24 protein-coding genes and 1 riboswitch are annotated in these 26080 nt (G+C 69.8%); of the genes, 20 read left to right on the top strand and 4 right to left on the bottom strand.

From position 1 onward, the window contains the following. Positions 1–447: 447 nt before the first annotated feature. Positions 448–882, bottom strand: a complete 435-nt coding sequence (locus tag ABZX37_RS45310) for an OsmC family peroxiredoxin (protein WP_354750528.1) — start codon at positions 880–882, stop codon at positions 448–450. A 114-nt stretch (positions 883–996) separates the two neighbouring features. Between ABZX37_RS45310 and ABZX37_RS45305 the strand changes: the two genes are divergently transcribed. Next, complete coding sequence (locus ABZX37_RS45305) at positions 997–1506, top strand: DinB family protein (protein ID WP_354750527.1); 510 nt, start codon at positions 997–999, stop codon at positions 1504–1506. Further along, positions 1503–1946, top strand: a complete 444-nt coding sequence (locus ABZX37_RS45300) for a DUF664 domain-containing protein (protein WP_354750526.1) — start codon at positions 1503–1505, stop codon at positions 1944–1946. Before ABZX37_RS45305 ends, ABZX37_RS45300 begins: the two co-directional genes overlap by 4 nt. On the opposite strand, the gene ABZX37_RS45295 is transcribed toward ABZX37_RS45300, so the two are convergent. Together ABZX37_RS45295 and ABZX37_RS45290 are read right to left on the bottom strand one after the other, a co-directional pair. Then, the gene (locus ABZX37_RS45295) at positions 1933–2712 is read right to left on the bottom strand and encodes a DUF1295 domain-containing protein (protein WP_354750525.1); all 780 of its coding nucleotides are present in this window, start codon (positions 2710–2712) and stop codon (positions 1933–1935) included. The two genes, ABZX37_RS45300 and ABZX37_RS45295, sit on opposite strands and share 14 nt — an antisense overlap. Then, positions 2709–3947 carry a cyclopropane-fatty-acyl-phospholipid synthase family protein gene (locus ABZX37_RS45290; protein ID WP_354750524.1) on the bottom strand — a complete coding sequence of 413 codons (1239 nt, stop codon included), beginning with the start codon at positions 3945–3947 and terminating at the stop codon, positions 2709–2711. The genes ABZX37_RS45295 and ABZX37_RS45290 overlap by 4 nt, the downstream gene beginning before the upstream one ends. 63 nt (positions 3948–4010) lie before the next feature. Between ABZX37_RS45290 and ABZX37_RS45285 the strand changes: the two genes are divergently transcribed. The 11 genes from ABZX37_RS45285 to ABZX37_RS45235 all read left to right on the top strand — a co-directional run bounded on the left by ABZX37_RS45285 (position 4011) and on the right by ABZX37_RS45235 (position 13178). Then, positions 4011–5291 (top strand): FAD-dependent oxidoreductase, encoded by a 1281-nt coding sequence (locus ABZX37_RS45285; protein ID WP_354750523.1) that lies wholly within the window; start codon positions 4011–4013, stop codon positions 5289–5291. Further along, positions 5285–6019 (top strand): DUF1365 domain-containing protein, encoded by a 735-nt coding sequence (locus ABZX37_RS45280; protein WP_354750529.1) that lies wholly within the window; start codon positions 5285–5287, stop codon positions 6017–6019. The genes ABZX37_RS45285 and ABZX37_RS45280 overlap by 7 nt, the downstream gene beginning before the upstream one ends. Continuing rightward, the gene (sigK, locus tag ABZX37_RS45275) at positions 6012–6605 is read left to right on the top strand and encodes an ECF RNA polymerase sigma factor SigK (protein ID WP_354750522.1); all 594 of its coding nucleotides are present in this window, start codon (positions 6012–6014) and stop codon (positions 6603–6605) included. Before ABZX37_RS45280 ends, sigK begins: the two co-directional genes overlap by 8 nt. After that, positions 6602–7363: an anti-sigma factor gene (locus tag ABZX37_RS45270; RefSeq protein WP_354750521.1), complete on the top strand. Its 762-nt coding sequence runs from the start codon at positions 6602–6604 to the stop codon at positions 7361–7363. Before sigK ends, ABZX37_RS45270 begins: the two co-directional genes overlap by 4 nt. A gap of 228 nt (positions 7364–7591) precedes the next feature. After that, positions 7592–8908 carry a cell division protein FtsZ gene (gene ftsZ, locus ABZX37_RS45265; RefSeq protein ID WP_344284881.1) on the top strand — a complete coding sequence of 439 codons (1317 nt, stop codon included), beginning with the start codon at positions 7592–7594 and terminating at the stop codon, positions 8906–8908. A gap of 105 nt (positions 8909–9013) precedes the next feature. After that, positions 9014–9727, top strand: a complete 714-nt coding sequence (pgeF, locus tag ABZX37_RS45260) for a peptidoglycan editing factor PgeF (protein ID WP_344284884.1) — start codon at positions 9014–9016, stop codon at positions 9725–9727. Then, positions 9724–10455: a YggS family pyridoxal phosphate-dependent enzyme gene (locus ABZX37_RS45255; protein WP_354750520.1), complete on the top strand. Its 732-nt coding sequence runs from the start codon at positions 9724–9726 to the stop codon at positions 10453–10455. The genes pgeF and ABZX37_RS45255 overlap by 4 nt, the downstream gene beginning before the upstream one ends. A gap of 81 nt (positions 10456–10536) precedes the next feature. Further along, positions 10537–11109 carry a cell division protein SepF gene (sepF, locus tag ABZX37_RS45250; RefSeq protein ID WP_354750519.1) on the top strand — a complete coding sequence of 191 codons (573 nt, stop codon included), beginning with the start codon at positions 10537–10539 and terminating at the stop codon, positions 11107–11109. A 115-nt stretch (positions 11110–11224) separates the two neighbouring features. Continuing rightward, positions 11225–11497 carry a YggT family protein gene (locus ABZX37_RS45245; protein ID WP_037367937.1) on the top strand — a complete coding sequence of 91 codons (273 nt, stop codon included), beginning with the start codon at positions 11225–11227 and terminating at the stop codon, positions 11495–11497. A 53-nt stretch (positions 11498–11550) separates the two neighbouring features. Beyond that, positions 11551–12402, top strand: coding sequence for a DivIVA domain-containing protein (locus ABZX37_RS45240; protein WP_116205401.1), 852 nt, complete (start codon positions 11551–11553; stop codon positions 12400–12402). Positions 12403–12554: 152 nt separating this feature from the next. Beyond that, positions 12555–13178, top strand: a complete 624-nt coding sequence (locus tag ABZX37_RS45235; protein ID WP_354750518.1) for a hypothetical protein — start codon at positions 12555–12557, stop codon at positions 13176–13178. Here ABZX37_RS45235 and ABZX37_RS45230 read toward each other — a convergent pair. Beyond that, on the bottom strand, positions 13123–13911 hold the full coding sequence (locus ABZX37_RS45230; RefSeq protein ID WP_354750517.1) for a winged helix-turn-helix domain-containing protein: 789 nt from the start codon (positions 13909–13911) through the stop codon (positions 13123–13125). The two genes, ABZX37_RS45235 and ABZX37_RS45230, sit on opposite strands and share 56 nt — an antisense overlap. Before the next feature lie 64 nt (positions 13912–13975). Here ABZX37_RS45230 and ABZX37_RS45225 point away from each other — a divergent pair, with 64 nt between their 5' ends. The 7 genes from ABZX37_RS45225 to ABZX37_RS45195 all read left to right on the top strand — a co-directional run bounded on the left by ABZX37_RS45225 (position 13976) and on the right by ABZX37_RS45195 (position 25919). Further along, complete coding sequence (locus ABZX37_RS45225) at positions 13976–15319, top strand: MFS transporter (protein ID WP_354750516.1); 1344 nt, start codon at positions 13976–13978, stop codon at positions 15317–15319. A 234-nt stretch (positions 15320–15553) separates the two neighbouring features. After that, positions 15554–18715: an isoleucine--tRNA ligase gene (gene ileS / locus ABZX37_RS45220; RefSeq protein ID WP_354750515.1), complete on the top strand. Its 3162-nt coding sequence runs from the start codon at positions 15554–15556 to the stop codon at positions 18713–18715. A 183-nt stretch (positions 18716–18898) separates the two neighbouring features. After that, the gene (locus ABZX37_RS45215) at positions 18899–20290 is read left to right on the top strand and encodes an amino acid permease (protein WP_354750514.1); all 1392 of its coding nucleotides are present in this window, start codon (positions 18899–18901) and stop codon (positions 20288–20290) included. A 71-nt stretch (positions 20291–20361) separates the two neighbouring features. Then, complete coding sequence (locus tag ABZX37_RS45210) at positions 20362–22014, top strand: penicillin-binding transpeptidase domain-containing protein (RefSeq protein ID WP_354750513.1); 1653 nt, start codon at positions 20362–20364, stop codon at positions 22012–22014. A gap of 48 nt (positions 22015–22062) precedes the next feature. After that, entirely contained in the window at positions 22063–22758 is a 696-nt protein-coding gene (locus tag ABZX37_RS45205; protein ID WP_354750512.1) for a helix-turn-helix domain-containing protein, read from the top strand. 99 nt (positions 22759–22857) lie between these two features. Next, complete coding sequence (locus ABZX37_RS45200; protein WP_354750511.1) at positions 22858–24336, top strand: potassium/proton antiporter; 1479 nt, start codon at positions 22858–22860, stop codon at positions 24334–24336. Between the two features lie 96 nt (positions 24337–24432). Beyond that, positions 24433–24547, top strand: a riboswitch (SAM riboswitch). A gap of 40 nt (positions 24548–24587) precedes the next feature. After that, positions 24588–25919, top strand: coding sequence for an aminotransferase class V-fold PLP-dependent enzyme (locus ABZX37_RS45195; RefSeq protein WP_354750510.1), 1332 nt, complete (start codon positions 24588–24590; stop codon positions 25917–25919). The last annotated feature ends 161 nt before the right edge of the window (positions 25920–26080 follow it).

The following is a 26080-nucleotide window of genomic DNA, read 5'->3' as shown; positions in this document are numbered from 1 at the left end:
GGGTGTTTGTCAAGGCGGGAAAGATGCCTTGACAAACACCCCCGCGCCGCGTTTTTGGCTTCGTATCGGGGAGCGGGGGAGTGTGGCTGCCTGGTTGGGCGGGTGCACTGGCTGCGGTTGGGCAGTGGGTGCGCACGGCTGAGTGGATGGTCGCGTTGGGGTTCGCGAGGTGGGGCTGGGTAGGGCCCCAATGTGGCGTTGGGTGCGGGGGATGCACCGAATGTGGCGTTGGGTGCATGTGGCGCACCGAATGCCGCGTTGGGCGCGGTGGGATGTGTCGAATGCGGCGTTGGTGCGTCGCGGCAGTGAGGGCGGTCCGTGAAGGGCCCCTTGAGGGAATCTGATTCCGTGAAGGAGCCCTCACCGCCGCCGGAATGGGCGCGTGGGTCGTGAGGGGAACCCTCAGGGACTCTGAGTCCCTGAGGGTTCCCCTCACGGAACCGGAGGTCAGGCCAGGGCGGCGTCCAGCGTGATGGTGGTGCCGGAGAGGGCCTTGGAGACCGGGCAGGTTTTTTCCGCGGTTTCGGCCAGTTCGGCGAATTGTTCGGCGGTCACGCCGGCCAGTTTCGCGCGCAGGGTGATGGAGATGCCGCTGATTTCGAAGCCGCCGCCGGCAGCCGGGCCCAGGGTGACCTCGGCGGAGACGTCGATGTAGTCGGCTTCCAGGTTCTGGGATTCCAGGACGCCGGAGAGGTTCATCGCCAGGCAGCTCGAGTGGGCTGCGGCGATGAGTTCTTCGGGGCTGGTGTGTCCGTCGGGATTGCCGGACCGGGTCGGGAAGGACACCTCGTAGGTGCCCAGGTTCGACGAGTCGAAGGTGACCTCGCCCTTGCCTTTCTGCAGTCCGCCGGTCCAGTGGGTGGTTGCGTCGCGGCTGGGCATCGCTGTCTCCTTGAGTGCGGTCGGGGATGCGTACCCTCATGAAGGTAGTGCACAATTACATTGTGCGCAAGATAATTCACGAAAACGGGTGGCCTCGTGCGGCAGACTTCTGGGGTGACCAATGCTCCTGAACGTCCTGACCCGCCGATGGCGGGGGACGAGCGCACTCAGCTCACCGGGTTTCTCGACTTCCTGCGGGCCAGCGTGGTGTGGAAATGCTCCGGGCTCTCCGACGAGCAGGCTCGCCAGAAGCACGTGCCCAGTGAGCTGACCACTATCGCTGGGCTGCTGTGCCACCTCACGCTCGTCGAGAACTACTGGTTCCGCGTCGTGCTGGACGGGCAGCCGGACGAATGGGCGGATCGGCTCGAAGTCGACCGGGACGCTGAGTTCCGGGTCGCGTTGGAGCTGCCGATTACGCAGTTGATCGCTGACTACGAGGCTGAGGCCGAGAAGTGCCGGGCTGTGGTGGCGGCTCGGGGGTTCGAGGACACGGTGTTGTTCAAGGGGGACAAACCGCTCACGGTGCGTTGGGTCGTCACGCACATGATCGAGGAGACCGCGCGCCATCTCGGGCACTTGGACCTTTTGCGCGAGCTGACCGACGGTCTCACCGGGGAGTGAGCCTCGACCGCGCGCAGCTGGTCGACGACCTCGAACTGCTGCGCGCGACCGTGGCGTGGAAGTGCTCCGAACTCACCGACGAACAGGCTCGCTGGCCCGGCGAGTTGATGACTGCCGCCGGGATTTTGTGGCATCTCGCGCTGGTGGAGAACGCCATGTACGACGTGGTCGTCACCGGGCAGCCGGAGCGATGGGCCGAGCGGCTGGAGGCAGGGCGCGACGCCGCCTTCGCAGTTGGGCTCGACCTGCCGGTCGAGGAGTTGCGCAGCGCTTATCAGGACAATGTCGAGCTGTGTCGCGAGGCCCTCGCGGATCGGTCGCTGGAGGATCCGGTGGGGTTCGAGGGCGATCGGCTGGTGACGGTGGCGACGGTGGTCGAGTACTTGGTGAAGGAGACCTCGCGGCATCTTGAGTTGTTGCGGGAGCTCATCGGGGAGTGAGTTTCTTCGGGGGCAGCGGCAGGAATCCGCTGGTGCGGGCGATGTAGTCGGCGTACCCGGGGCGGGTGTGCTGCATGCCTTTTTCCAGCATGGGCTTGCCGGTGCCGCGGGCCAGGGTGAAGGTCATCGCGATCGGCGAAAGCACTGTCGCGGCGCCGGGCCACGTTGAGCAGGCCAGCAGGTAGAGGCCCCACCAGACGCAGGCGTCGCCGAAGTAGTTCGGGTGGCGGGTGTAGCGCCAGAGGCCGGTGTCCAGGACTTGACCGTCGGTCGCCGGGTCGGCGCGGAAGCGGCGGAGTTGTTCGTCGCCGATGGTTTCGAAGGCGAAGCCGAGCAGCCAGACCGCTGTGCCCAGCCAGGCGGTGACTCCGAAGCCCGTGCCGGACATGGCGAATTGCACCGGCAGCGAGACGAACCACAGGACCACGGCCTGCATCAGGTAGGTCCGCACGAAGATCCGGAGGCCGGGGTTCTGGCCTGCGCGTTCGACAATCTGCTGGTAACGCGGGTCTTCCGGCTTGCCGCGGTTGCGCAGGTGCAGGTGGACGGCCAGGCGGACGCCCCAGATGACGGTGAGCGCGGCGGTGGTCAGGCGCAGGGCGAGCGGACCGGTGCCGAAGGGGAACGCGACCACGGCCACGAGGGCGAAACCCAGGCCCCAGAAGGTGTCGATGGTGTCGTAGCGGTGGCGCAGGCGGGCGATGCCGAAGGTCAGGGTCACCGCGGCCAGGGTGACTCCGGCGGTGAGGCCGAGCAGCGCGATCATGCCCACTCCCTTGTCCACGGCATTCCGGTGCGGCCGGTTGCGTCGGGACGCACGGCCAGGATCTGGTCCACGCCCATGCGGTTCTCCTCGAAGGCGAGCGCGCCGCCTGCCAGGTACAGCCGCCAGACTCGGGCGCCTGCCTCGCCGATCAGCGCGACGGCTTCGTCCCAGTGTTGTTCCAGGGTGGCTGCCCAGGCTCGCACGGTCGGGACGTAGTGCTCGCGCAACGCGTGCACGTCGCGGATTTCGAAGCCTGCGGTTTCGAGGTGGCTGAGCGTGCGGCTCAGCGGGCGCATCGTCATGTCGGGGGCGATGTAGCGCTCGATGAACGCCCCGCCGCCGGGTGCGACGGCTCCGCGCGACATTTGTTGCAGCAGCAGTCGTCCGGCGGGTTTGAGCATGCGGAACAACGTGGCGGTGTAGGTCGGGTAGTTGTCCTCGCCGACGTGTTCGCCCATTTCGATGGAGGCTACGGCGTCGAAGGAATCTCCGGCGAGTTCCCGGTAGTCCTGTCTGCGGACCTCGACGCGGTCGTCCAGGTCGTGCTGCGCCAGGCGGTTCTTGACATGTTGCACCTGCTCGGCGGAGATCGTGACGCCGACGGCCTCGACGCCGTGGTGCTTCGCCGCGTGTACGAGCAGCGAACCCCAGCCGCAGCCGACGTCGAGGAGCCGCATGCCTGGTCGCAGGCCGAGTTTCTGACAGATCAGTTCGAGTTTGTCGTGCTGGGCGCGGGCGAGATCGGCGGATTCGGACCAGTAGCCCGAGGAGTACGCCATCGAATCGTCCATCAGCAGCTGGTAGAAGGCGTTCGACAGGTCGTAGTGGTGCGAGATCGCCGACCGGTCCCGTCCGGGGGTGTGCAGCTTTCCGCGCAGCCGGGCCTCCTCGGCGGGCGGCTTCGGCGGCAGGCCGAATACCCCGAGCCGCGCGGCCAGGCGGATCGCCTCGCCGAAGTCGCGTGCGGACAGCTGCGGCCGGTACGCCCAGGCTCGCCGGAAGCCTTCGGTGAGATCGCCCTCGACGTCCAGGTCGCCCGACACGTAAGCCCGCGCCAGGCCGAGCTCGCCGGGGGAGTACAGGAGCCAGCGCAGCGCGCGGCGGTTTTTCAGGACGACGGTCGGCCCGGCCGGCCCGGCCTGGTGGCCGTCCCAGGTGCGGACGGCCACCGGGAGCGGACCGCCGAGGACGCGTTCGGCGAAGTCGGCTAGTCGGTGAGCTGCGGATTTCGGCATACCAGGGCTTCGGAACCGACAGTCGCGCGGATTGGTGCCAATCCGCGCGGGCGGCGGTGCCGAATGCCTTCCGTGCACCACACCACGGGACAACGCATCGCTGTCATCGGCAGCGGGGTCGCCGGCCTCACCGCCGCGTACCTGCTGCAGCGCCGCCACGAGGTTCTGCTGTTCGAGGCCGACGACCGGCTCGGCGGACACGCCCACACCCACGACGTGCCGAGCGCGCACGGCGGGACGGTCGCCGTCGATTCCGGGTTCCTCGTCCACAACGAGCGCACCTACCCGACGCTGCTGAGGCTGTTCGGCGAACTCGGCGTCCGCACCCGCGAGACCGAGATGTCGATGAGCATCCGCTGCGACGGCTGCGGCCTGCAGTACGCCGGGGCGAAGGGCCTGCGCGGGCTGTTCGCGCAACGGGGCAACGCCGCGTCCACGCGTTACCTGCTCATGCTGGCCGAGGTGAAGCGGTTCCACCGGCACGCAGAACGCTTGCTGGCCCGCCCCGAAGCGGGTGACGTCCCGCTCGGCGCGTTCCTGGCGATCGGCGGGTATTCGCGGTACTTCGTGGACCATTTCGTGCTGCCGCTCGTTTCGACGGTGTGGTCCGCCGACCGCACCGACACCATGCAGTATCCGGCGCGGTACCTGTTCGAATTCCTGCGCAATCACGGAATGCTCACCGTGCGGAATTCGCCGACGTGGCGGACGGTCGTCGGCGGTTCGCGGGAGTACGTGGAGCGGGCGGCCAAGCAGCTGACTGCCGTGCATTTGTCCACTCCGGTTCGCGCGGTGCAGCGGACCGCGCGCGGCGTCGAGGTGCGCGATGATGCCGACACCGCGCACCGGGTCGACCGGGTTGTGGTGGCCACGCATGCCGATCAGGCGTTGCGGATGTTGGCGAATCCCACTGCGGCGGAACAGGAATTGCTCGGTACCTTCCGCTACTCGCGCAACGAAGCCTGGCTGCACACCGATCCCGCCGTGCTGCCGACCGTGCCCGCCGCTCGCGCTTCCTGGAATTACCGGACGCCTGCCTGCGGTGCCGACCTGCACGCCGTCCAAGTCACTTACGACCTGAATCGGTTGATGGGCCTCGAAGAAACGACGACGTACGCCGTCACCCTCAATCCGAGCGATGACCTCGATCCCGCCGCAACGGTCGCGAAAATGTCTTACGAACACCCGATCTATACGCCGGAATCCGTTGCCGCGCAGCGACGTCTGGCGGAATTGAACGACGGCGTCATCGCGTACGCCGGTGCTTATCAAGGCTGGGGCTTCCACGAGGACGGCTGTTCCTCCGGCGTCCGCGCTGCGGCCAGTTTCGGGGTGACCTGGTGACCGCTCTCTACGACGCCACCGTCGCGCACGTCCGCCGGGCCGATCCGCCGTACTCCTTCGCACACCGGATGTACCTGTGGCTGACCGACCTCGACCGCCTGCCGCGGCTGCCGTGGTGGCTCCGGCCGTTCGCCCGCTTCGACGGCCGCGACCACTTCGACCGCGACGAGCCCGGCGACATCCGGTCCAAACTGGACGCTTGGCTCGCGCACCGCGGAGTGGACTTGCGCGGCGGGCCGGTGACGATGCTCGCGTCGGCGCGCGTTCTCGGGTACGTGTTCAATCCCATCACCGTCTACTGGTGCCACACGCCGGACGGCGCGCTCGCCTGCGTGGTCGCCGAGGTGCACAACACCTACGGCGGCCGCCACGCCTACCTGCTCCAGCAGGGGGAAGACCTCGGGGACCTCCGGGCGGACAAGGAGTTCTACGTGTCGCCGTTCCAGGAGATGACGGGGGAGTACCGGATGCACCTGCCGCGCCCGGACGCGCTGCTGGCGTTGACCGTCGTCCTGCACCGCGACGGCGACGCGGCTCTGACGGCTACGCTGCGAGGAGTCCGCCGTCCGGCCGGGATCCGCACGCTCGCGCGCTTCCTGCTGGGCAGGCCGCTGCAACCGCACCGCGTCTCCGCGTTGATCCGTCGCCACGGGCTCGCGCTGTGGCGGCGGAAAGCCCCGCTCGCCGCCCGGACCGGACAGAACACGGCAGGAGCCCTCCATGGATGAGAGCGCACGCCCGGCCGACCGGCTCTCGGCGGTGCCGTCGACGAGCGCCGAGGACCTGATGGCGCTGGTCGCGAAGGGGGACGAACGCGCCTTCGAGCGGCTTTACGATCAGCTCGCCGGCCCCGTCTACGGGCTCGTCCGCCGCATCGTGCGGGACCCCGCGCAGTCCGAGGAGGTCGCGCAGGAGGTGCTCGTGGAGCTGTGGAAGACCGCCACGCGCTACTCGTCGGCGAAGGGCAGCGTCCTGAACTGGGCGATGACCCTCGCGCACCGCCGCGCGGTCGACCGGGTGCGGTCCGCCCGGGCGAGCACTGAACGCGAGCGGAAAGCGACCTTCGAGGCCGCGCGCGGACGTCCGTTCGACGAGGTCGCGGAATCCGTCGCGACCCGGCTGGAACGCTCGCAGGTGCGGCGCTGCCTGAAGACGCTGACTGAATTGCAGCGGGAATCCGTCCTCCTGGCGTATTACCAGGGCTACACCTATCGCGAGGTGGCCGACGTGCTGGACACGCCGCAGGGGACGGTCAAGACCAGACTGCGCGACGGGTTGATCCGCCTGCGCGACTGCCTGGGGGTGACGGCGTGACCAGTCCGGACATGCACACGTTGGCCGGCGCGTACGCACTCGACGCGCTGTCGGAGGTCGAGCGGGCCCAATTCCGCCGTCATCTCGACCAGTGCGAGGCCTGCGCACAGGAAGTGCGGGAACTGAGCGAGACCGCGGCCCGGCTCGGCGCGGCGATGGACGAGCAGCCGCCGTCCGGCCTCAAGGACCGGGTGCTCGCGGAGATGCGCACGACCCGCCAAGTGCCGCCGCGGACCGGTTCCGCGGAACCGCGCCCGCGCGGCCCGCGCCGCTGGCCGATGCTGATCGCCGCCGCTGCCGCCGTCGTCGGGCTTGCTTTGGCCGGCGTGTTCGGCGGGATCGCACTGCACACCAGCAGTCAGCTCACCAGCGCACAGTCCGAATTGGACGCCGCGCGCGACCGGTACCTGCCGGTGGCCGAACTGCTCACCGCGCCCGACGCGCGGACCGAACATGTCGCGTCGCCGCGCGGGGGCGGCGGCACGGTGGTGATTTCGCGGAAGCTCGACCGCGTGATGTTCATGCAGTCCGGGCTGCCGCCGGTCCAGTCCGGGAAGGTGTACGAGGCCTGGCTGATGGGCCCGGAACTCGCGCCGCGTCCGGCCGGATTGCTGCCTGGCGGACCCTCGGGTTCGCTGGTGGTGGCGGACGGTTTGGCTGGTGCGCAGCAGTTCGCGATCAGTGTCGAGCAGGCCGGGGGATCGCCGTCGGGGAAGCCGTCGAGCGACGTCGTGCTGGTCACTTCAGTGCCCGCATAGCAGACCGCGCGCCGGGCTCCGCGGCGGGTTCCGGCCTTGCGCGCGGCTTCGCGTTGTGGCAAAACACCTTTGCCGCTCACGGCGTGGCTACTGGATTAGAGCTTGCGCGGCGCCTACCGTCCTGCCTTGACGCCGGTGGTTGACATAACTCTCACTCTCGGGTTGAGGTTGAGGGTTTCCGGCCCCGGCGGGCGGCATGTGCACATCACGATCAGGAAGGCGGACCCGATGACGCCCCCGCACAACTACCTTGCGGTGATCAAGGTCGTCGGCATCGGCGGCGGCGGCGTGAACGCCGTGAACCGGATGATCGAGGTCGGCCTCAAGGGTGTCGAGTTCATCGCGGTGAACACCGATGCCCAGGCACTGCTCATGTCCGACGCCGACGTCAAGCTCGACATCGGCCGGGAACTTACCCGCGGACTCGGCGCCGGAGCCGCCCCCGAGGTGGGGCAGAAGGCGGCCGAGGACCACCGCGAGGAAATCGAAGAGGTCATCAAGGGCGCCGACATGGTGTTCGTGACCGCGGGCGAGGGCGGCGGCACCGGCACCGGCGGCGCGCCGGTCGTCGCGCAGATCGCCCGCAAGCTCGGCGCGCTCACGATCGGCGTGGTGACCCGGCCCTTCACCTTCGAGGGCAAACGCCGCGGCAAGCAGGCCGAGGACGGCATCCAGCAGCTGCGCAACGAATGCGACACGCTGATCGTGATCCCGAACGACCGGCTGCTGCAGCTCGGCGACATCGGCGTGTCCCTGATGGACGCGTTCCGCTCCGCCGACGAGGTGCTGCTCTCCGGTGTCCAGGGCATCACCGACCTGATCACCACGCCCGGTCTGATCAACCTGGACTTCGCCGACGTCAAGAGCGTCATGTCCGGCGCGGGTTCCGCGCTGATGGGCATCGGCTCCGCGCGCGGCGAAGGACGGGCGATACAGGCCGCGGAGAAGGCGATCAACTCGCCGCTGCTGGAAGCGTCGATGGACGGGGCGCACGGCGCGCTGCTGTCCATCGCGGGCGGATCGGACCTCGGGCTGTTCGAGATCAACGAGGCCGCGTCGCTCGTGCAGGAATCGGCGCACCCGGACGCGAACATCATCTTCGGGACGATCATCGACGACTCCCTCGGCGACGAGGTCCGCGTCACGGTGATCGCGGCCGGCTTCGACGCCGGCGCGCCCACGCACAAGAAACTCGACCCGCCCGCGTTCGGCGGCAAACAGGGCAACGGCACCGCGTCCGCCGCGGCGGGCCAGGTCGGCGGCGGTTCGGCTCCGCAGTCCCCGCCGCAGACCGGGGCGACCCCGGTGCCGCCCGCGGGCAGCTCCGGCTACCCGGTGGCCCCGCCGCGGACGCCGTCGTCGGGCCTGCCGCAGCCGGGCACCGGTACCCCGCCGGGCGGCCTCCCGCAACCCGGAGGCGGCACGAGGGGGTATTCGCCGATCGGTTCGGGTTCTGCGACGGGCGGTCTGCCGAGCCGCCCGACGACGGTCCACGACGACCCGACCGACGACGATGTCGACGTGCCGCCGTTCATGCGGCGGTAAGCACGGTTTTCCGGCAACGGCCGTCCCGATGCGTTCGGGGCGGCCGTTGCCGTGTGCCGGGCCCTCCGGGAGGGCGGCCGCCGTTGTTTTTGGCAGGATGACGGGGTGCGAGTACGACGAGTGGTCACGACCAGGGCGGGCGGGGCTTCCCGGCCGCCGTACGAGAGTTTCAACCTCGGCGACCACGTCGGCGACGACGCGGGCGACGTCTACGCCAACCGCAAGCGGCTGGCGTCCGAGCTCGGCCTCGCCGAGGACAAGCTGGCCTGGATGGAACAGGTGCACGGCCGCACCGCGACCGTCGTGGACGGGACCGAGACCTCGGCCGCCGAAGCCACCGACGCGCTGGTGACCGACCGTCCGGGCGTCGCGCTCGTGGTGCTGGTCGCGGACTGCGTTCCGGTGCTCATGGCGGATCCGGAAGCGGGCGTCGTCGCCGCGGTGCACGCGGGCCGGGTCGGCGCGCGGGTCGGCGTGGTGCCCGCCGCGCTGGAGGCGATGCGCGAACTCGGGGCCGAACCGGGCCGGGTCGAGGCGTTGCTGGGTCCGGCGATTTGCGGCGACTGCTACGAGGTCCCGGCCGCGATGGCCGCGGACGTCGAGAAGCATCTGCCCGGCAGCTCCTGCAAGACGCGCAAGGGCACGACCGGTCTAGACCTGCGCGCCGGGCTCTGGCAGCAGCTGGCCGACCTGGGCGTCGGGCGCGTCGGCGCGGATCCGCGGTGCACGGCGGAGGACAAGACGCTCTTCAGCTTCCGCCGCGACGGCACCACCGGCCGGATCGCCGGCATCACCTGGCTGGAAGAGGAGAAGGCGTGACCGAGGAGCGGCGGGCGGAGCTGGCGGCGTCGCTGGCCGCGGTCGAGGAGCGCATCGCGAACGCCTGCGCGGCGGTCGGGCGGTCCCGCGACGAGGTGCGGCTGCTGGGCGTCACCAAGACGTTCCCGGCGACCGACGCCGCGCTGCTCACCGACCTCGGGCTGCTGAACCTCGCCGAAAACCGCGACCAGGAAGCCGGTCCGAAGGCGGCCGAGGTCGCGGAACTGCGCCCGGACGTCGCGCCGCGCTGGCACATGGTCGGGCGGCTGCAGCGGAACAAGGCGCGTTCGGTCGTGCGCTGGGCGGCCGAGGTCCAGTCGGTCGATTCGGTGCGGCTCGCCGACGCGCTCGCCCGCGCGGTCGCCGCCGCGCGGGAGGCCGGGGAGCGGACCGGACCGCTCGACGTATTGGTCCAGGTGAGCCTCGACGGCGACGTCGCGCGCGGCGGAACCCTGCTGGACGACGTCGACGCCCTCGCGGACCACATCGCCCACACGGGGGAGCTGCGGTTGCGAGGCGTGATGGCTGTGGCCCCGTTAGGGGAAGACCCGGGCACAGCTTTTGCCCGGCTGTCCCGCTCGGCGGAAAGAGTTCGCGCCCGGTATCCGGAAGCCGCTGACGTGTCCGCCGGAATGAGCCATGATCTGGACCAGGCGATCCGGCACGGCTCGACGTGTGTGCGTGTCGGAACCGCGTTGCTCGGCGGGCGCGGTTTAGCCTCGCCGTAGGGAGCCCGCCCGGTGGTCACGTTTCGTGTCCGGCCGGGCGGGGCACAACGGTGCGGGAGCGGCAAGGGCTAGGGAGAGGCTATGAGCGCGCTGCAGAAGCTGAAGGCCTACTTCGGGATGGTGCCCGCGGACGAAGACGGCTACGACGACGGTTACGACGAGTACGACGACGGTTACGACCAGCCGCCGGCCCGGTCCCGGGCACGCTACCGCGACGTCGACGAGAGCTACGACGAGCCCGCCGCGCGAGTGCGGTCGCGCTCGATGGCGGCCGAACCGACGACGCACGGCGCGCTCGCCGTGGACCGCCAGCCGGAGCCGGTCGCCCGGCTGCGCCCGGTCGCCGAACCGGTCGCCGCGCCGGTGCGGGACCCGCTCAGCCGGATCACGACGCTGCACCCGACGAGCTACATCGAGGCGCGGGCGATCGGCGAGCACTACCGCGAGGGCATTCCGGTGATCATCAACCTCACCGAGATGGAGAACGCGGACGCCAAGCGGATCGTGGACTTCGCGGCGGGATTGGCGTTCGCCGTGCGGGGCTCGATGGACAAGGTCACCAACAAGGTGTTCCTTCTCTCACCGCCCGATGTGGACGTGACCGCCGAGGACCGCAGGCGGATCGCCGAGGGCGGATTGTTCCTGCGCGGGTGAACACGGCCGGACCGCTGGGCGCAGCCAGACGTGATTTTGTCGACTATGTCGCCCTCAGCGCGGCTGGTCGCGCCCAACTCGGCCGTCCCCCGCTAGAGTGGTCGCCGTGAATGCTGTGTGGCTTGCGATCTGGTACGTGCTGTTTGCCTTCTGGCTGCTGCTCACGGCCCGGATCGTGGTCGAGCTCGTGCGGACTTTCGCACGGGAATGGCGTCCCGCCGGAGGGGTTGCGGTGACGCTCGAGACCATCTACACAGTGACCGACCCGCCGGTGCGGTTGTTCCGCAGGATCATTCCGATGGTCCGGATCGGCGGCGTAGGACTGGACTTGTCGATTATGGTGCTGCTGTTGGTTGTGTTCTTCGCGATGCAACTGACACCCAGGTGATCGGGGAAAACCCGGGTGTGTCCAGCAGGCCATGGAGTGCGTGAGGTGATCTGATGTCGTTGACCCCCGCTGACGTGCATAACGTCGCGTTCAGCAAGCCGCCCATCGGCAAGAGGGGCTACAACGAGGACGAGGTGGACGCGTTCCTCGACCTGGTGGAGACCGAGCTTGCCCGGTTGATCGAGGACAACAACGAGCTGCGGCAGCAGGTGGAGCAGCTCGACGCCGAGCTGGAGTCGACCCGCTCCGAGCTCGAGAACGCGAAGGTCGCCGGCCCGCCGCCGGGCCGCGACCCCGAGCCGTCGCGGCGGCTCGCCCCGGTTCCGCCGCCCGCGTCGGCGATGGAGCAGACCCAGGCTCACTCGATGGTCCCCGACAGCGGCGAGCCGAACGTCCAGGCCGCCAAGGTGCTCGGCCTGGCGCAGGAAATGGCCGACCGGCTCACTGCCGAGGCGAAGACCGAGTCCGACGGGATGCTGGCGGAGGCGCGGACCAAGTCCGAGCAGCTGCTGTCCGACGCCAGGGCGAAGTCCGACTCGATGGTGAACGAGGCGCGCACCCGCGCCGAGACGATGCTGAACGACGCGCGCACGCGCGCCGAGACGCTGGAGCGCCAGGCGCGCGACAAGGCGACCACCATGGAACGCGAGTCGCAGCGCAAGTACACCGAGACGATGAACAACCTGAACGCCGAAAAGGGCGCTCTGGGCAAGAAGATCGAAGAACTCCGCACGATCGAGCGCGAATACCGCACCCGGCTGCGCGGATTCCTCGAGTCCCAGCTGCGCGAGCTCGACGACCGAGGCTCCGCGGCCCCGGCGTCGGCGTCCTCCGGCTCGAGCCAGTCCTCGACCGGCACCAGCGGTCAGGGCTACTCCTTCGGTCCGCGCGCCGAGGCCGGCTGACCGAACCGCCGTACGCACCCCGCCGGATGACCTTCCGACCCGGCGGGGTTTCGGCGTGTCCGGATCCGGTACCGCCACGGTGGGGAACCGGCGGGGTACGCCGCGTGGGCGGGTCGCATCCGGAAAACGGGCGGCCCGTGTTGTAATTCAGCGTGCTCTACATCGTCCTCCTTCTGGTGCTGGCGGCTCTCGGGCTGCTCGTCACGGCGCTCATCACGGGCACCTCGCTGTGGGCCTGGGTTTCCATCGGCCTCTCCGTGCTCGCCGGGCTGCTTCTGCTCGTCGACTGGCTGCGGCGGCGCAAGCGCGCGGACGCCGATGACGCCGCGGACTCCGACACGGATTCGGATGCCGACACGGATGCGGACGCAGATGCGGATTCGACGGAGGAGAAGGACGAGGCGGCCCCGGCCGAGGAGGACGCCGAGCAGACCGCGCTGCTCCCCGCGACGGGCGAGCTAGGCGATCCGGCGGACGTGCCGGAACCGAAGGCCGAGAAGCCCGCTTCGGAAGGCGAGCCCACATCCGAAGCCAAGGCCGTGCGCGACACTCCGCCCGGCGTCGAGGAAACCGCGCCGGAGGACCTCGAGGTGGTCAAGGAACTCGAGGACGAGGTCGTGGTCGTCGACGAGTACCCGCGCTACCACCTGGTGGACTGCGGCTGGCTGTCCGGCCGCGACACCATCCCGATCGGCGTCGGCGAGGCGCGGCAGCTGGGCTTCACGCCGTGTGCGCGGTGCGGTCCGGACGCGGTGCTTGCCGCGGCGCATCGCTGACTCCCAGCACCTCTTCCAGCACCCGTGCGCCATTCTCGGTGAGCTGTACCGCTCGATGGGCCTTCGCCCGTGACCGAAGCCATCCCGCGTCCATGAACCGTCGTGTGACGGCCGCGCCCAGCGCTCCGGCCAGGTGATGGCGCTGCTCCGTCCAATCCAGACAGAACCGCAGCAGCGGACGTCGACTCTCCCCGGCAGCCGCGACATCCACGCCTAGCGCGGCGAACACCTCGTCGGCGGCAGGACCCAGCACGTACGGATGTTCTTGCAGCTGCGAGGAGATCCGGTCCACGGGCCGCCGCTGGGTGGTCGGATCACCGTCCACAGTGGCCAGTGCGCCGCGGTCGAGCAAGGCCGCCGTGACGGTCACGCCGAGCCGTCCGGCGACGTGGTCGTAGCACAATCTCGCTGTGCGCAAGGCTTCCGCGCGCGTTCCTTCCCGCAGCGAGCGGACCGGACGCGCGGGGGAGTGCCGGGCGAGTGCTTCCAGCAGATCGGGGGCAGCTCCGGCGATGCGGTAAAACCGGTGCCTGCCGGACTTTTCCGCCGTCACCAGGCCCGCGGCCAGCAGCTTCGACAGGTGTGCGCTTACGCCCTGCGCGGTCAGGCCCGCTTCACCGGCCAGTACCGAGGCGGCCAGCGACCGGCCGTCCGCGAGGGCCATCAGCACGCGGACCCGCGCCGGATCGGCGAACAGGGCGGCGGTGCGCGCGATGTCGGCGTCTCCTTCCATGCCTCCAGCATGCCCCCGGCACACTTCCACCGCGACGGAAGCGTCCCCGGTGTCTCCTGGACCCATGCGCACCGCGATCTTGTTCACCATGTGCGCCGGGATGTTCCTGGTGCAGCTCGACGTCACCGTCGTCAACGTCGCCCTCCCCACCCTCGGCGGCGAACTCCACGCCGATGTTCCGCAGCTGCAGTGGGTGGTGGTCGGGTACTCGGTCGTGCTCGCCGCGCTGCTGCTGACCGGGGGAGCGCTCGGCGACGTGCTCGGGCACCGCGGCGTGGTGCTGACCGGGCTGGCCGTTTTCGGGGCTGCTTCGGCGGCGTGCGGGCTGGCACAGTCGGCGGGCTGGCTCGTCGCGGCTCGCGCGGTGCAGGGTGTCGGGGCGGCGTTGTTGCTGCCGGGCACGATGGCGGTTCTCACTGGGACGTTTCCCGGACGTGCGGAACGCGCTCGTGCGCTGGGGATCTGGGCTGGGATTTCAGCGCTCGCCTTGCCTGCGGGACCGCTGCTGGGCGGGATTCTCGTGCAGACGGCCGGGTGGCGGCCGGTGTTCTGGCTGAACGTCCCGATCGTCGCCGCGGCGGCCGTCGCGACCCGGCGGTTGGTGCCGCCGGACGTCCGGAAACCGGGCCGCGTGGACGTTCCCGGCGCGGTGACCGCGGCCTTGGCCCTTGGTTCCGGCGTGTACGCGGTGATCGCGAAGACGCCGTGGGTCGGGCTGCTCGCGGTGGCGGCGGCCGGGGCGTTCGTCGTGGTGGAACGGCGCGCTGCCGAACCGATGCTGCCACTGTCGCTGCTGCGGTCTCGGCAGACTGCGGGCGCGAACCTGGTGTCCGCGGCGATGAACTTCGTCGGCCTCGGTTCGGTGCTGGTGTTCACGCTCTACTTGCAGGACGTGCTCCACGCGGACCCGATCGCCGCTGCCGCCGCCGTTGTGCCGATGTTCGTCCCGATGGTCCTGCTCGGCCCGGTCTCCGGACGGCTCACCGCGAGGTTCGGCCCGCGCCCGCAGATCGTGACCGGGCTACTCCTCGGCGCGGCGGCGATGCTGAACCTGCTGCGGATCGGCCCTGACACCGGATACGGCACGTTGCTGCCGACGCTGCTCGTGCTCAGTGTCGGGATGGGACTGCTGACCGCTGCCGTGGTGACCGCGGCGGTGGCCGACGCGCCGGGGGAGCGCGCGGGCATCGCGGGCGGGATCAACAACGCGGCGCGGCAGGCGGGCGGCGCGCTCGGCGTGGCGGTTTTCGGTGCGGTGGCGGGAGAACCGGCGGCGCACGCGGCGTTCGTGCACGGCCTGCATCTGCTCGGATTCGTCTCGGCAGGGCTCTGGGTCGCGGCGGCGGTGCTCGCGGCGGTGACGGTGCACAGCCGGGCAGGGCGAAAGCGAGTTGCGGCGACGGGTTAATCTGGAGTCAGCAAGGCGTCGATCCGGCCATCACCGGGGAGCCTCCGGAAGAACCGGGCGCTCGCCGCCCGCAGTAGAACCGGACGGGTGCGGCCCGTGACAGCCGTGCGAACGAGTGGCCCGGGAGCAGTGTGCCGGGCAAGCGGGGTGGTACCGCGTGACGCGCGAGCGTCTCGTCCCCGTGTGGGCGGCCGCCGGTCGCCCGTACGAGCGACGAATGCGAGGAGCACCCGGATGTACCCCCAGGCTTCGCCGGGCGGAGAGACCACGGTCCCGTCCCAGCCGTCGTTCCCCGCGCTGGAGGAGAGCGTCCTCGCGTACTGGGAGAGCGACCGGACCTTCCAGGCGACCATCGACGCCCGTCCCGAGGGCACGAACGGCGACAACGAGTACGTCTTCTACGACGGCCCGCCCTTCGCCAACGGCCTCCCGCACTACGGGCACCTGCTCACCGGGTACGTCAAGGACATCGTCCCGCGCTACCAGACGATGAAGGGCAAGCACGTCGAGCGGCGGTTCGGCTGGGACACCCACGGCCTGCCCGCCGAACTCGAGGCGATGCGGCAGCTCGGGATCACCGAGACGACCGAGATCGAAGCGATGGGCATCGCGAAGTTCAACGAGGCTTCGCGGGAATCCGTGCTGCGCTACACCGACGAGTGGCGCGAGTACGTCACCCGCCAGGCCCGCTGGGTCGACTTCGACAACGACTACAAAACGCTCGACGTCACCTACATGGAGTCGGTGCTCTGGGCGTTCAAACGCTTGTGGGACAAGGGACTCGTCTACGAGGGCTACCGCGTCCTGCCCTACTGCTGGCGCGACGCGACGCCGCTGTCCAACCACGAGCTGGGCATGGACGCCGACGTCTACCGCAACCGCCAGGACCCGGCCGTCACGGTCGGATTCCGCCTGGAGGGCAACGACAACGAGCTCGACGGCACCTACCTGCTGATCTGGACCACGACGCCGTGGACGCTGCCGTCCAACCTCGCCACCGCGGTGCACCCCGAGGTGCAGTACGTCGTGGTGGAAAGCGACGGCAAGCGGTTCCTGCTCGCCGAAGCGCGCGTGGCCGCGTATGCCCGTGAACTCGGTGAGGAGCCGACGGTCGTCGCGCACTACACCGGCGAGCAGCTGCTCGGATCCCGTTACGCGCCACCGTTCCCGTACTTCGTCGGCACGGAGAACGCCCACCGCGTGCTGTCCGCGGATTACGTCACCACTGAAGACGGCACCGGCGTCGTGCACATCGCGCCCGCCTACGGCGCCGAGGACAAGGTGGTGACCGACGCGGCCGGGATCGCCCCGGTGACGCCGGTGGACGACCACGGCAAGTTCGACGACACCGTGCCGGACTACGCCGGGCAGCAGGTGTTCGACGCGAACCCGAACATCGTGAAGGACCTCAAGAACGGCACCGGCGGCGCGGCGGCGCAGGGCGCGGTGCTGCTGCGGCACGAGACCTACGACCACTCGTACCCGCACTGCTGGCGCTGCCGGAACCCGCTGATCTACCGCGCGGTGTCGTCGTGGTTCGTCGCGGTGACGCAGTTCAAGGACCGGATGGTCGAGCTGAACCAGCAGATCACCTGGTACCCGGAGAACGTCAAGGACGGCCAGTTCGGCAAGTGGCTCGAGAACGCCATCGACTGGTCGATCTCCCGCAACCGCTACTTCGGCACGCCGATCCCGGTGTGGCGCAGCGACGACCCGGCCTACCCGCGCATCGACGTCTACGGCTCGCTGGACGAGCTTGAGGCCGACTTCGGGGTGCGGCTGGACAACCTGCACCGGCCCTACATCGACGAACTGACCCGGCCGAACCCGGACGACCCGACCGGCCGCTCCACCATGCGCCGCGTGCCGGACGTGCTCGACGTGTGGTTCGACTCCGGGTCGATGCCGTACGCCCAGGTGCACTACCCGTTCGAGAACGCCGACTGGTTCGAGCACCACTACCCGAGCGACTTCATCGTCGAGTACATCGGGCAGACCCGCGGCTGGTTCTACCTGCTGCACGTGCTCGCGACGGCGCTGTTCGACCGGCCCGCGTTCCGCACCTGCGTGTCGCACGGCATCGTGCTCGGCTCCGACGGCCAGAAGATGTCGAAGTCGCTGCGGAACTACCCGGACGTCAACGAGGTCTTCGACCGCGACGGGTCCGACGCCATGCGGTGGTACCTCATGGCGAGCCCGATCCTGCGCGGCGGCAACCTCGTCGTGACCGACCGGGGGATCCGCGACGCGGTCCGCCAGGCCGTGCTTCCGCTGTGGAACTCGTACTACTTCCTTGCCCTGTATGCGAATGCCGAAGGCAAGCAGGGACAGTGGCGCACGGATTCCACGCACCTGCTCGACCGGTACGTGCTCGCGAAGACGCACGAGCTCGTCACCGACGTCGAGGCCGCGATGGACGGCTACGACATCGCGGGCGCGTGCCAGACCGTGCGGGACTTCCTGGAAGTGCTGACGAACTGGTACGTCCGCCGTTCGCGCGACCGGTTCTGGGCGGGCGAGCAGGACGCGATCGACACGCTGCACACCGTGCTGGAGGTGACCTGCCGGGTCATCGCGCCGCTGCTGCCGCTCACCACGGAAACGGTGTGGCGCGGGCTGACCGGCGGCCGTTCGGTGCACCTGACCGACTGGCCGAACGCGCTCGACCTGCCCGCCGACGCGGCGCTGGTGACCGCGATGGACAAGGTGCGGCAGGTGGCGTCGTCGGCGCTGGCGCTGCGCAAGGCGAACAAGCTGCGGGTGCGGCTGCCGCTGGCGAAGCTCGTCGTCGCGGCCGAGGACGTCGAGCCGCTGCGCGGGTTCACCGAGATCCTGCGGGACGAGGTGAACGTGAAGTCGGTGGAGCTGACCACCGACGTCGCGGCGCACGGCACGTTCGAGGTCGCGGTGAACGCGCGGGCGGCCGGGCCGCGGCTGGGCAAGGCCGTGCAGCAGGTGATCAAGGCGGTCAAGGCGGGCGACTGGACGACGAACGCGTCCGGCGCGGTCGTGGCGGCGGGCGTCGAACTGGTCGAGGGCGAGTACGACCGGCGCCTGGTCGCGGCCGGCGGCGGCGCGGCGGCCGAACTGCCCGGCGGGGCCGGTCTGGTCGTGCTGGACACCGAGGTCACCGAGGAACTGGCGGCCGAGGGCCTGGCCCGCGACCTGGTCCGCGTGGTCCAGCAGGCCCGCCGCGAGGCCGGTCTCGACGTCGGCGACCGGATCTCGCTGACCGTGGACGCCACCGACGAGGTGAGCGCCGCGGTGCGCAAGCACGAGGAGTTCGTGGCGTCCGAAACGCTCGCGACGTCGGTGTCCTACGGCGAGGTGGCCGAGGGCTTCGACGGCACGGTCGGCGAGGGCGTGAAGGTCCGCGCGGCGGTCGCGAAGGCGTAAGGCGCCGAGGTCGCTCCGGCCGAGGCGAACGTACGTGAGGGGAACCCTGAGGGAATCAGATTCCCTCAGGGTTCCCCTCACGTACCTCAGCGGGAGTGGGGAAAGCCACGCGGCTCAGCCGGTGACTCCGGACGGGCGAGCCTCGGCTCCTGCGCGCGGGGAAGCGTCTGCTAGGGATTCCCCATGACTTCAGAAGCCGCCGCCGAACCGGCCGCCCAGGGGCTGGCCGCCGGCTTGCGCCAGCGGCACCTCGCCATGCTCGCGATGGGCGGCGTGATCGGTTCGGGATTGTTCGTCAGCTCCGGCGTCGGGATCAAGCTCGCCGGGCCCGGGATCGTGCTGTCCTTCGTGCTCGCGGGCACGCTGGCGATGCTGGTCATGCGCATGATGGCGGAAATGGCCGCCGCGATCCCGGCCAGCGGGTCGTTCTCGGTGCACGCCGAGCGCGCGTTCGGGCCGTGGGCCGGGTTCGCCATCGGCTGGCTGTACTGGGCCGCGCTCGTCGTCGTACTCGCCGTCGAGGCCACCGCGGCGGCGATCATCGTCAACAGCTGGCTGCCGGGCATTCCGCAGTGGGTGCTGGTCCTGATCTTCATGGCGGTGCTGACCGCGATCAACTTCACCGCGGTGTCCCGGTTCGGCGAGCTCGAGTTCTGGCTGGCGCTGATCAAGGTCGTCGCGGTCGTGGCCTTCCTGGTCCTCGGCGTGCTCGCGTTCCTCGGCGTGCTTCCGGGTACTTCCTTCGTCGGCACCGACAATCTCCTCGGCCACGGCGGCCTGCTGCCCAACGGGTGGCAGGGCGTCGGCACCGGACTGCTCGCCGTCGTCTTCACCTTCGGCGGCCTGGAGGTGGTGACCATCGCCGCCGCGGAGTCCGACGATCCCGCGCACGCCGTCGGCAGGGCGGTGCGCAACGCGGTCGTGCGGATTTCGGTGTTCTACGTCGGTTCCATGCTGGTCATCGTCTCGCTCCTGCCGTGGACGAGCGTCCAGGCCGGACAGAGCCCGTTCGCCGCGGTGCTCGAACGCATCGGGATCCCGGCGACCGGGCAGATCATGAACGTCGTCATCCTGTTCGCCCTGTTGTCCACGCTCAACACCAACATGTACGGCGCGGCGCGCATGGTGTACTCGCTGGCCCAACGCGGACACGCCCCGCGCGCACTGACCAAAGTGGACCGAAGCGGCGTGCCCGTCTTCGCTGTCGCGGCTTCGGTGTTGTTCGGCTTCGTGGCCGTGGCGCTCAACGCGCTCTGGCCGGACACCGTCTTCCAGTACCTGCTGAACGCGGTCGGCTCGGTGCTGCTGATCGTGTGGATCCTGGTTGCCTGCACGCAGTTGCGAGTGCGCCGTCAGCTGGAGCGCACCGCGCCGGGGAGCCTGACTGTGCGGATGTGGGGCTTCCCGTACCTGACGTGGGTGACCCTCGTCGCGATGGTGGCCATCTTGGCGGTGATGCTCGGCGACCACGACGCCAGAATCCAGCTGATCAGCTCGGGAATCCTGGTCGCGGTGCTGGTCGTGGCCGGGATCTGGTGGCAACGCGCCCGCCGGAAGGCCGACCAGACTGTATAACGACCTATACGGCTCGGCATTGATCACAAATTTGTCGCGTTGTCCGAGGTAACGCCCGGTTCCGTTCAGCGATGGGCAAGCTGAGCCAGGGACGCGGGCGGACCGCGTGGGGCGAGGGGGATGCGACGGTGAGTCCTGCCGGGAAGAAGGGCGTGCTGATCGGCGGCGCGCTGGCCGTGGTCGGGATCGTGGTGGCAGCGCTCGTGCTGCTCCGCGGCGGGGGATCGACGGCGGCAACGCCGGAGCCGGGATCGACGGCTGCGGAGCCGAACGACCCGTCGTCGGCAGCTCGCACGTACCTGCTCGCCTTCGGCGCGAAGGACGCCGATACGGCCAGCAAGGCCACCGACGCTCCGACGGACGCCTCGTCCGCATTGCAGGACGCGTGGGCGACGCTTCGGCCCACGCAGCTGACCACCAAGCTCGGTGACGTCGGCGCGGCGCAGGGGGACAAGGCCACGGCGGCCTACACCGTCACCTGGAACCTCGGCCCCGGGCACACCTGGACGTACACCGGCAACCTCGGCCTCGTCCAGGCGCAGGGCAAATGGCGGGTCCACTGGGCGCCGACGGTGCTGCACCCGAAGCTCGAAGCCGGGCAGCGGCTGGCGATCGCGTCCTCGGCCGTTCCGGCCGTGGTCGACCGCGACGGCAAACCGCTCGTCGTCTCCGGCAGCGGAGGGCTGAAACTGGCTGACGACAAGGTGTTCCCGCTGCTCCGTTCGGCGCTCACCGGGCACGGGCAGGCGTCCGAAGCCTTCGCGGTCGAGCGCGTGGACGCGTCGGGCAAGAGCCAGGAGACGCTCTTCGGGAACCCCGAAGGCGACCACAAACCGGCCGCCACTGGGCTCAGCCTCGCGACCCAGAGCGCGGCGCAGGCCGCGGTGGACGGGTATCGCGGCAAGGCGGTCCTCGTCGCGATCCAGCCGTCTTCCGGCGATCTGCTCGCGGTGGCGCAGAACAGCAACGTCACCAACGCGGCGTCGGCGTTCAGCGGCCAGTACGCGCCGGGTTCGACGTTCAAGATCGTCACCGCGACCGCGGCGCTGGAAGCCGGGCTGGTCACGCCGGATTCCTCGGTTCCGTGCCCGCTGACCGACCGGATCGGCACCCGCACGCTCTCCAACGAGGGGTTCGACCTCGGCACGACCACCGTGCACAAGGCGTTCGCGAAGTCCTGCAACACCACGTTCGCCCGGCTCGCGTCGCAGCTGCCCGCCGACGGGCTCGCGAAGGCGGCCACCCAGTTCGGCCTCAACGCCGACTTCGGGATCAGCGGCCTGTCCACCGAGCTGGGCCGCGTCGACCCGGCGGCGAACGCGGACGAGCAGGTCGAGGACGGCATCGGCCAGGGAAAGGTGCAGGTCAGTCCGATGGGAGCGGCGGTGATGGCGGCGACCGCGGCGTCCGGGCGCGCGGTCGTGCCGCGGCTGTGGGCGGACGGCACCAAGGTCAACACCGGCTACACCCCGCCGCCGGGCTCGGTGCTGTCGGCGTTGCGCGGGATGATGCGCGAGGTCGTCACCGGCGGCACGGCGACCGGGCTGTCGCACTCGGGCTCGGTGTTCGGCAAGACCGGCACCGCGCAGTTCGGCGACGGCGCGGAGGCACACGGCTGGTTCGTCGGCTATCGCGGCGACCTGGCGTTCGCGGTGTTCCTGGAGGGGGCCAACGACTCCAAACCGGCCGTCTCGCTGGGCGCGAAGTTCCTCGACGCGCTGTAGCGGCTCAGTTCGGCCGCGGCCGAAGCATCCGCGCTCTACCGTAGGACCATGGAAACTGTCGCCTTGGCCGAGGTCGCCGCCGTGCTCGCCGATCCGAGCCGCGCGACCATGTGCCTCGCGCTGCTCGACGGCCGCGCCTGGACGGTCGGCGAACTGGCCGCCGCGGCGCGGATCGCGGTCTCGACGGCCAGCGAGCACGTGACGCGGTTGGCCGAGGCCGGGTTCGTGGCCCGGGTGAAGCAGGGACGACACGCGTACGTGCGGCTCGCAAATCCGCGGGTTGCGGAGTTGATCGAGCATTTGGCGCAGCATGCCGAACTGAAACAGCCGTCCGGGCTGCGGACTTCGTTGCGAGTACAGCGATTGGCGTTCGCGCGCAGTTGTTACGACCATCTGGCCGGGACGCTCGGGGTCGCTTTGCGGGACGGGATGGTCGATCGGGGCCTGATCGACGTGTCGGACGGGCTCGCGCTCACCGACACCGGACGCGAGGTGCTGGCCGATCTCGGCGTGCCGGTCCCGGATCGGCCGCGGCGGCCGTTGCTGCGCGACTGTCTGGATTGGACAGAGCGGCGGGAGCACCTCGCCGGCGTGGTTCCGGCGGCGGTGCTGGAGCGGGCGGTCGAGGCGGGATGGCTGACGCGGGACCAGCAGCGCGCGGTCCGGGTCTTGCCCGGCGCGAGGGGTCCGTTCGCCGCGCTCGGTGTCGATCTCGCGACGGTGAGTGCCGCCCAGGCGTCGTAACACACGTTGGTGGTCCCCCGCATCGGTGGTGCGGGCTCGGGAACCGGACACTGCCTCACTATTCTGGACGCCTGCGGGCGACGGGAGGGAGGCGGGCGAGTGGACGAGCTTCCCATGGTGCTGGGCGTCGGCGCGCTGGTTCTGGTCGTCTCGGTCATCGCGGTGCGGGTGTCCATCCGGCTCGGATTCCCGTCGCTGCTGCTGTATCTCGGGATCGGCGTCGTCCTCGGCGAGGCCGGGTTCGGCATCCGCTTCGACAATCCGGCGCTCACCCAGTCGCTCGGGCTCGCCGCGCTCGTCCTGATCCTCACCGAAGGCGGGCTCACCACGCGCTGGTCCGCGGTGAAACCCTCGCTGGGGCCCGGAATCCTGCTGTCCACAGTGGCCGTGGTGATCAGCATCGCGGTCACCGGCGCGGCTCTGCACTGGCTGCTCGGCCTCGACTGGCGGCTCGCCCTGCTGTGGGGCGCGGTCCTCGCGTCCACCGACGCCGCGGCGGTGTTCTCCGTGCTGCGCACCGCCGGGGTCGGCAAGCGGCTCGTCGGCGCGCTGGAGCTGGAATCCGGCATCAACGACGCGCCCGCCTACATCGCGGTCGTCGTGCTCGCGTCCGGCGAGGCGGTCGACTGGTCGCTGCCGCTGCTGGTGGTCTACGAACTGCTCACCGGCCTGGTGCTCGGCCTCGCGTTCGGCTGGCTGGGCGCGCAGGCGCTGCGCCGGGCCGCGCTCCCGGCGACCGGTCTGTACCCGCTCGCCACGGTGGCGGTGTGCGTGCTCGCGTACTCCTCGGGACAGCTGGCGCACGCGTCCGGCCTGCTGGCCACCTACGTCGCCGGTCTGGTGCTCGGGAATTCGAAGCTGCCGCACCGGTCGGACACCCTGTCGTTCGCCGAAGGGCTCGGCTGGCTCGCGCAGATCGGCTTGTTCGTGCTGCTCGGCCTGTTCGCGTCGCCGACCCGGCTGCTCGAAGCGCTCATCCCGGGTTTGGTGGCGGGTGCCGTGGTGCTGCTGCTCGCCCGGCCGCTGTCGGTGGTTCTGTCGCTGCTGCCGTTCCGGTTGCCCTGGCGAGACCAGGCGTTCCTGTCCTGGGCGGGCCTGCGCGGCGCGGTGCCGATCGTGCTCGCGATGATCCCGTTGTCCGAAGGAGTGCCCGGCGCGCAACGCCTCGTGGACGCGGTTTTCGTGCTCGTCATCGTGCTCACCGTGCTGCAGGGCGCGACGCTCAGTCCGCTCGCGCGGATCCTCGGGCTGGCGAAGGCGACTCAGGCGCACGAGATCGAGGTCGATTCCGCGCCGCTCGACGAACTCGGCGCGGAACTGCTGCAGGTGCGCATCCAGAAGGGGTCGAAGCTGCACGGCGTGTACCTGTCGGAGCTCCGGTTGCCTGCCGGTGCGACGGTCAGTCTCGTGGTGCGCGGGGGAACAGGCTTCACGCCGCAGAAAACCAGCCGGTTGCAGGTCGAGGACCAGCTTTTGGTGGTCACGACCGCCGCCGACCGCGACGCGACCGAACGGCGGATCCGGGCGGTTGACCGAGCTGGTCGCCTGGCCCGCTGGCACGGCGAATCCGGAGCCTGACTTCTCTGTCCTTTGTGGACGTTCCTTGTGACTGCCGTCTCAGATCACGAGACGGGTCTGGTTTCTTTCGCTGGTTTTCCGCTATCGTCGGTTTCAGGTCATGAGTGCCAGCGCGAAGCCCCGGCTTGCTGGCCGGCAACCCTCCTACCGCGGTGGGGTGCCCCGGGTGAGGACCAGGCCGGTCGCGCAGCGCGACGGGCAAGCGCGGGCCCCTCGCCGGGGGTCCCCCGGAACGCCGAGGAGGCGCCGTCATGACTCTCGCACTCGACCGGTCCACGGAAACTGTTGTTCCCGCCGTTCCCGCTGTGGCCGGTGCGTCGCTGCGGGTGCCGTTGGTGACGGGCGGCGACATCGGTTACGCCAATCTTGATCACGCGGCCAGTGCGCCGTGTCTGGACGCGGTGCGTTCGGCGGTGGACGAGTTTCTTCCCTGGTATGCCAGCGTGCATCGCGGTGCTGGGTTTGCTTCGCAGGTTTCCACTCGGTTGTACGAGCGGACTCGGGGTGTGCTGCGTCGGTTTGTGGACGCTCGTAGCGGGGACTCGGTGATCTTCACTCGCAACACGACTGATGCGTTCAATCTGCTGGCGAAAGCGTTGCCGCGTAAGACTTCTGTTGTTGTTTTCGACAGTGAGCACCATGCCGCGTTGCTGCCGTGGCGGGGGCCGAATGTCCGGCGGGTGCAGTTGCCGCGGACTCGGCTTGCCGCGGTGTCCGTTGTGGACGAAGCGCTTGCGGAATGTCCGCAGGGGCCTCGGTTGGTGGTTGTCGCTGGGGCGTCGAATGTGACTGGCGAACTGCTGCCGGTGGCCGAGATCGCTGCGGTGGCTCGGAAGCATGGGGCTCGGGTGGCGTTGGACGCTGCTCAGCTTGCGCCGCATCGGCGGATTTCGTTGCGGGAGTTGGATGTCGACTACGTCGCGTTGTCCGGGCACAAGCTGTACGCGCCGTTTGGGGCTGGGGCGTTGGTCGGACGCAGCGACTGGTTGCGGGCTGCTGAGCCTTATCTTGCCGGTGGTGGGGCGACCAAGCTGGTGACTGAGGAAGCCGTCGTGTGGAACAGCGGTGAGGAGCGGCACGAGGCTGGGTCGCCCAATACCGTTGGGGTGTATGCGTTGGGCGTGGCTTGCGAGCAGTTGGCGGCCCAGTGGGATGCCGTCGGGGCGCATGAGGCTGCGTTGCTGGAGCGGTTGCGGAAGGGGCTGGCCGGGCTGCCTGGGTGTGCTGAGTTGCGGTTCTTTGACGCGCCGGTGGATCGGGTTGGCACGGTGAGTTTTGTCGTCGACGGGTTTGAGCCTGGGTGGCTGGCGGCGGTGTTGTCGGCTGAGTACGGGATTGGGGTGCGGGACGGGGCGTTCTGTGCTCATGTGGCTGCTCGGCGGTTGATTCGCGAGGCTGGCGGGGAGGGGCAGCAGGCTGTTCGGGTGAGTCTCGGGTTGGGGAGTACCGAGGAGCACGTGGATCGGTTGGTGCTGGCGTTGCGGCAGATTGTCGCTCGGGGGGCTCGGTGGGAGTACGCGAAGGTTGATGGGCGGTGGGCTCCGGTGGGGGATACGCGGGAGTTGCCGGGGTTTTGTGCTTGATGGTGGTGCTGGGGCGGTGGGGGCGGGTTTCGGGGGTCTCTCACCAGCTGTGTTTTTGGCGTCGGCTTCGCCGCCGCGGGCGGGATCGCTTTTAAGCCGGCGTTTGGGGGCTGACCGGCGTGAGGGGCCTTCGGCCTGTCACGCCGCTCAGCCCCCAAACG

Source organism: Amycolatopsis sp. NPDC004079, assembly GCF_040610415.1.
Taxonomy (GTDB): Bacteria; Actinomycetota; Actinomycetes; order Mycobacteriales; family Pseudonocardiaceae; genus Amycolatopsis; species Amycolatopsis halotolerans.
The sequence above is the reverse complement of the archived record's forward strand: the minus strand, read 5'-3'. Positions and strand labels throughout refer to the sequence as shown.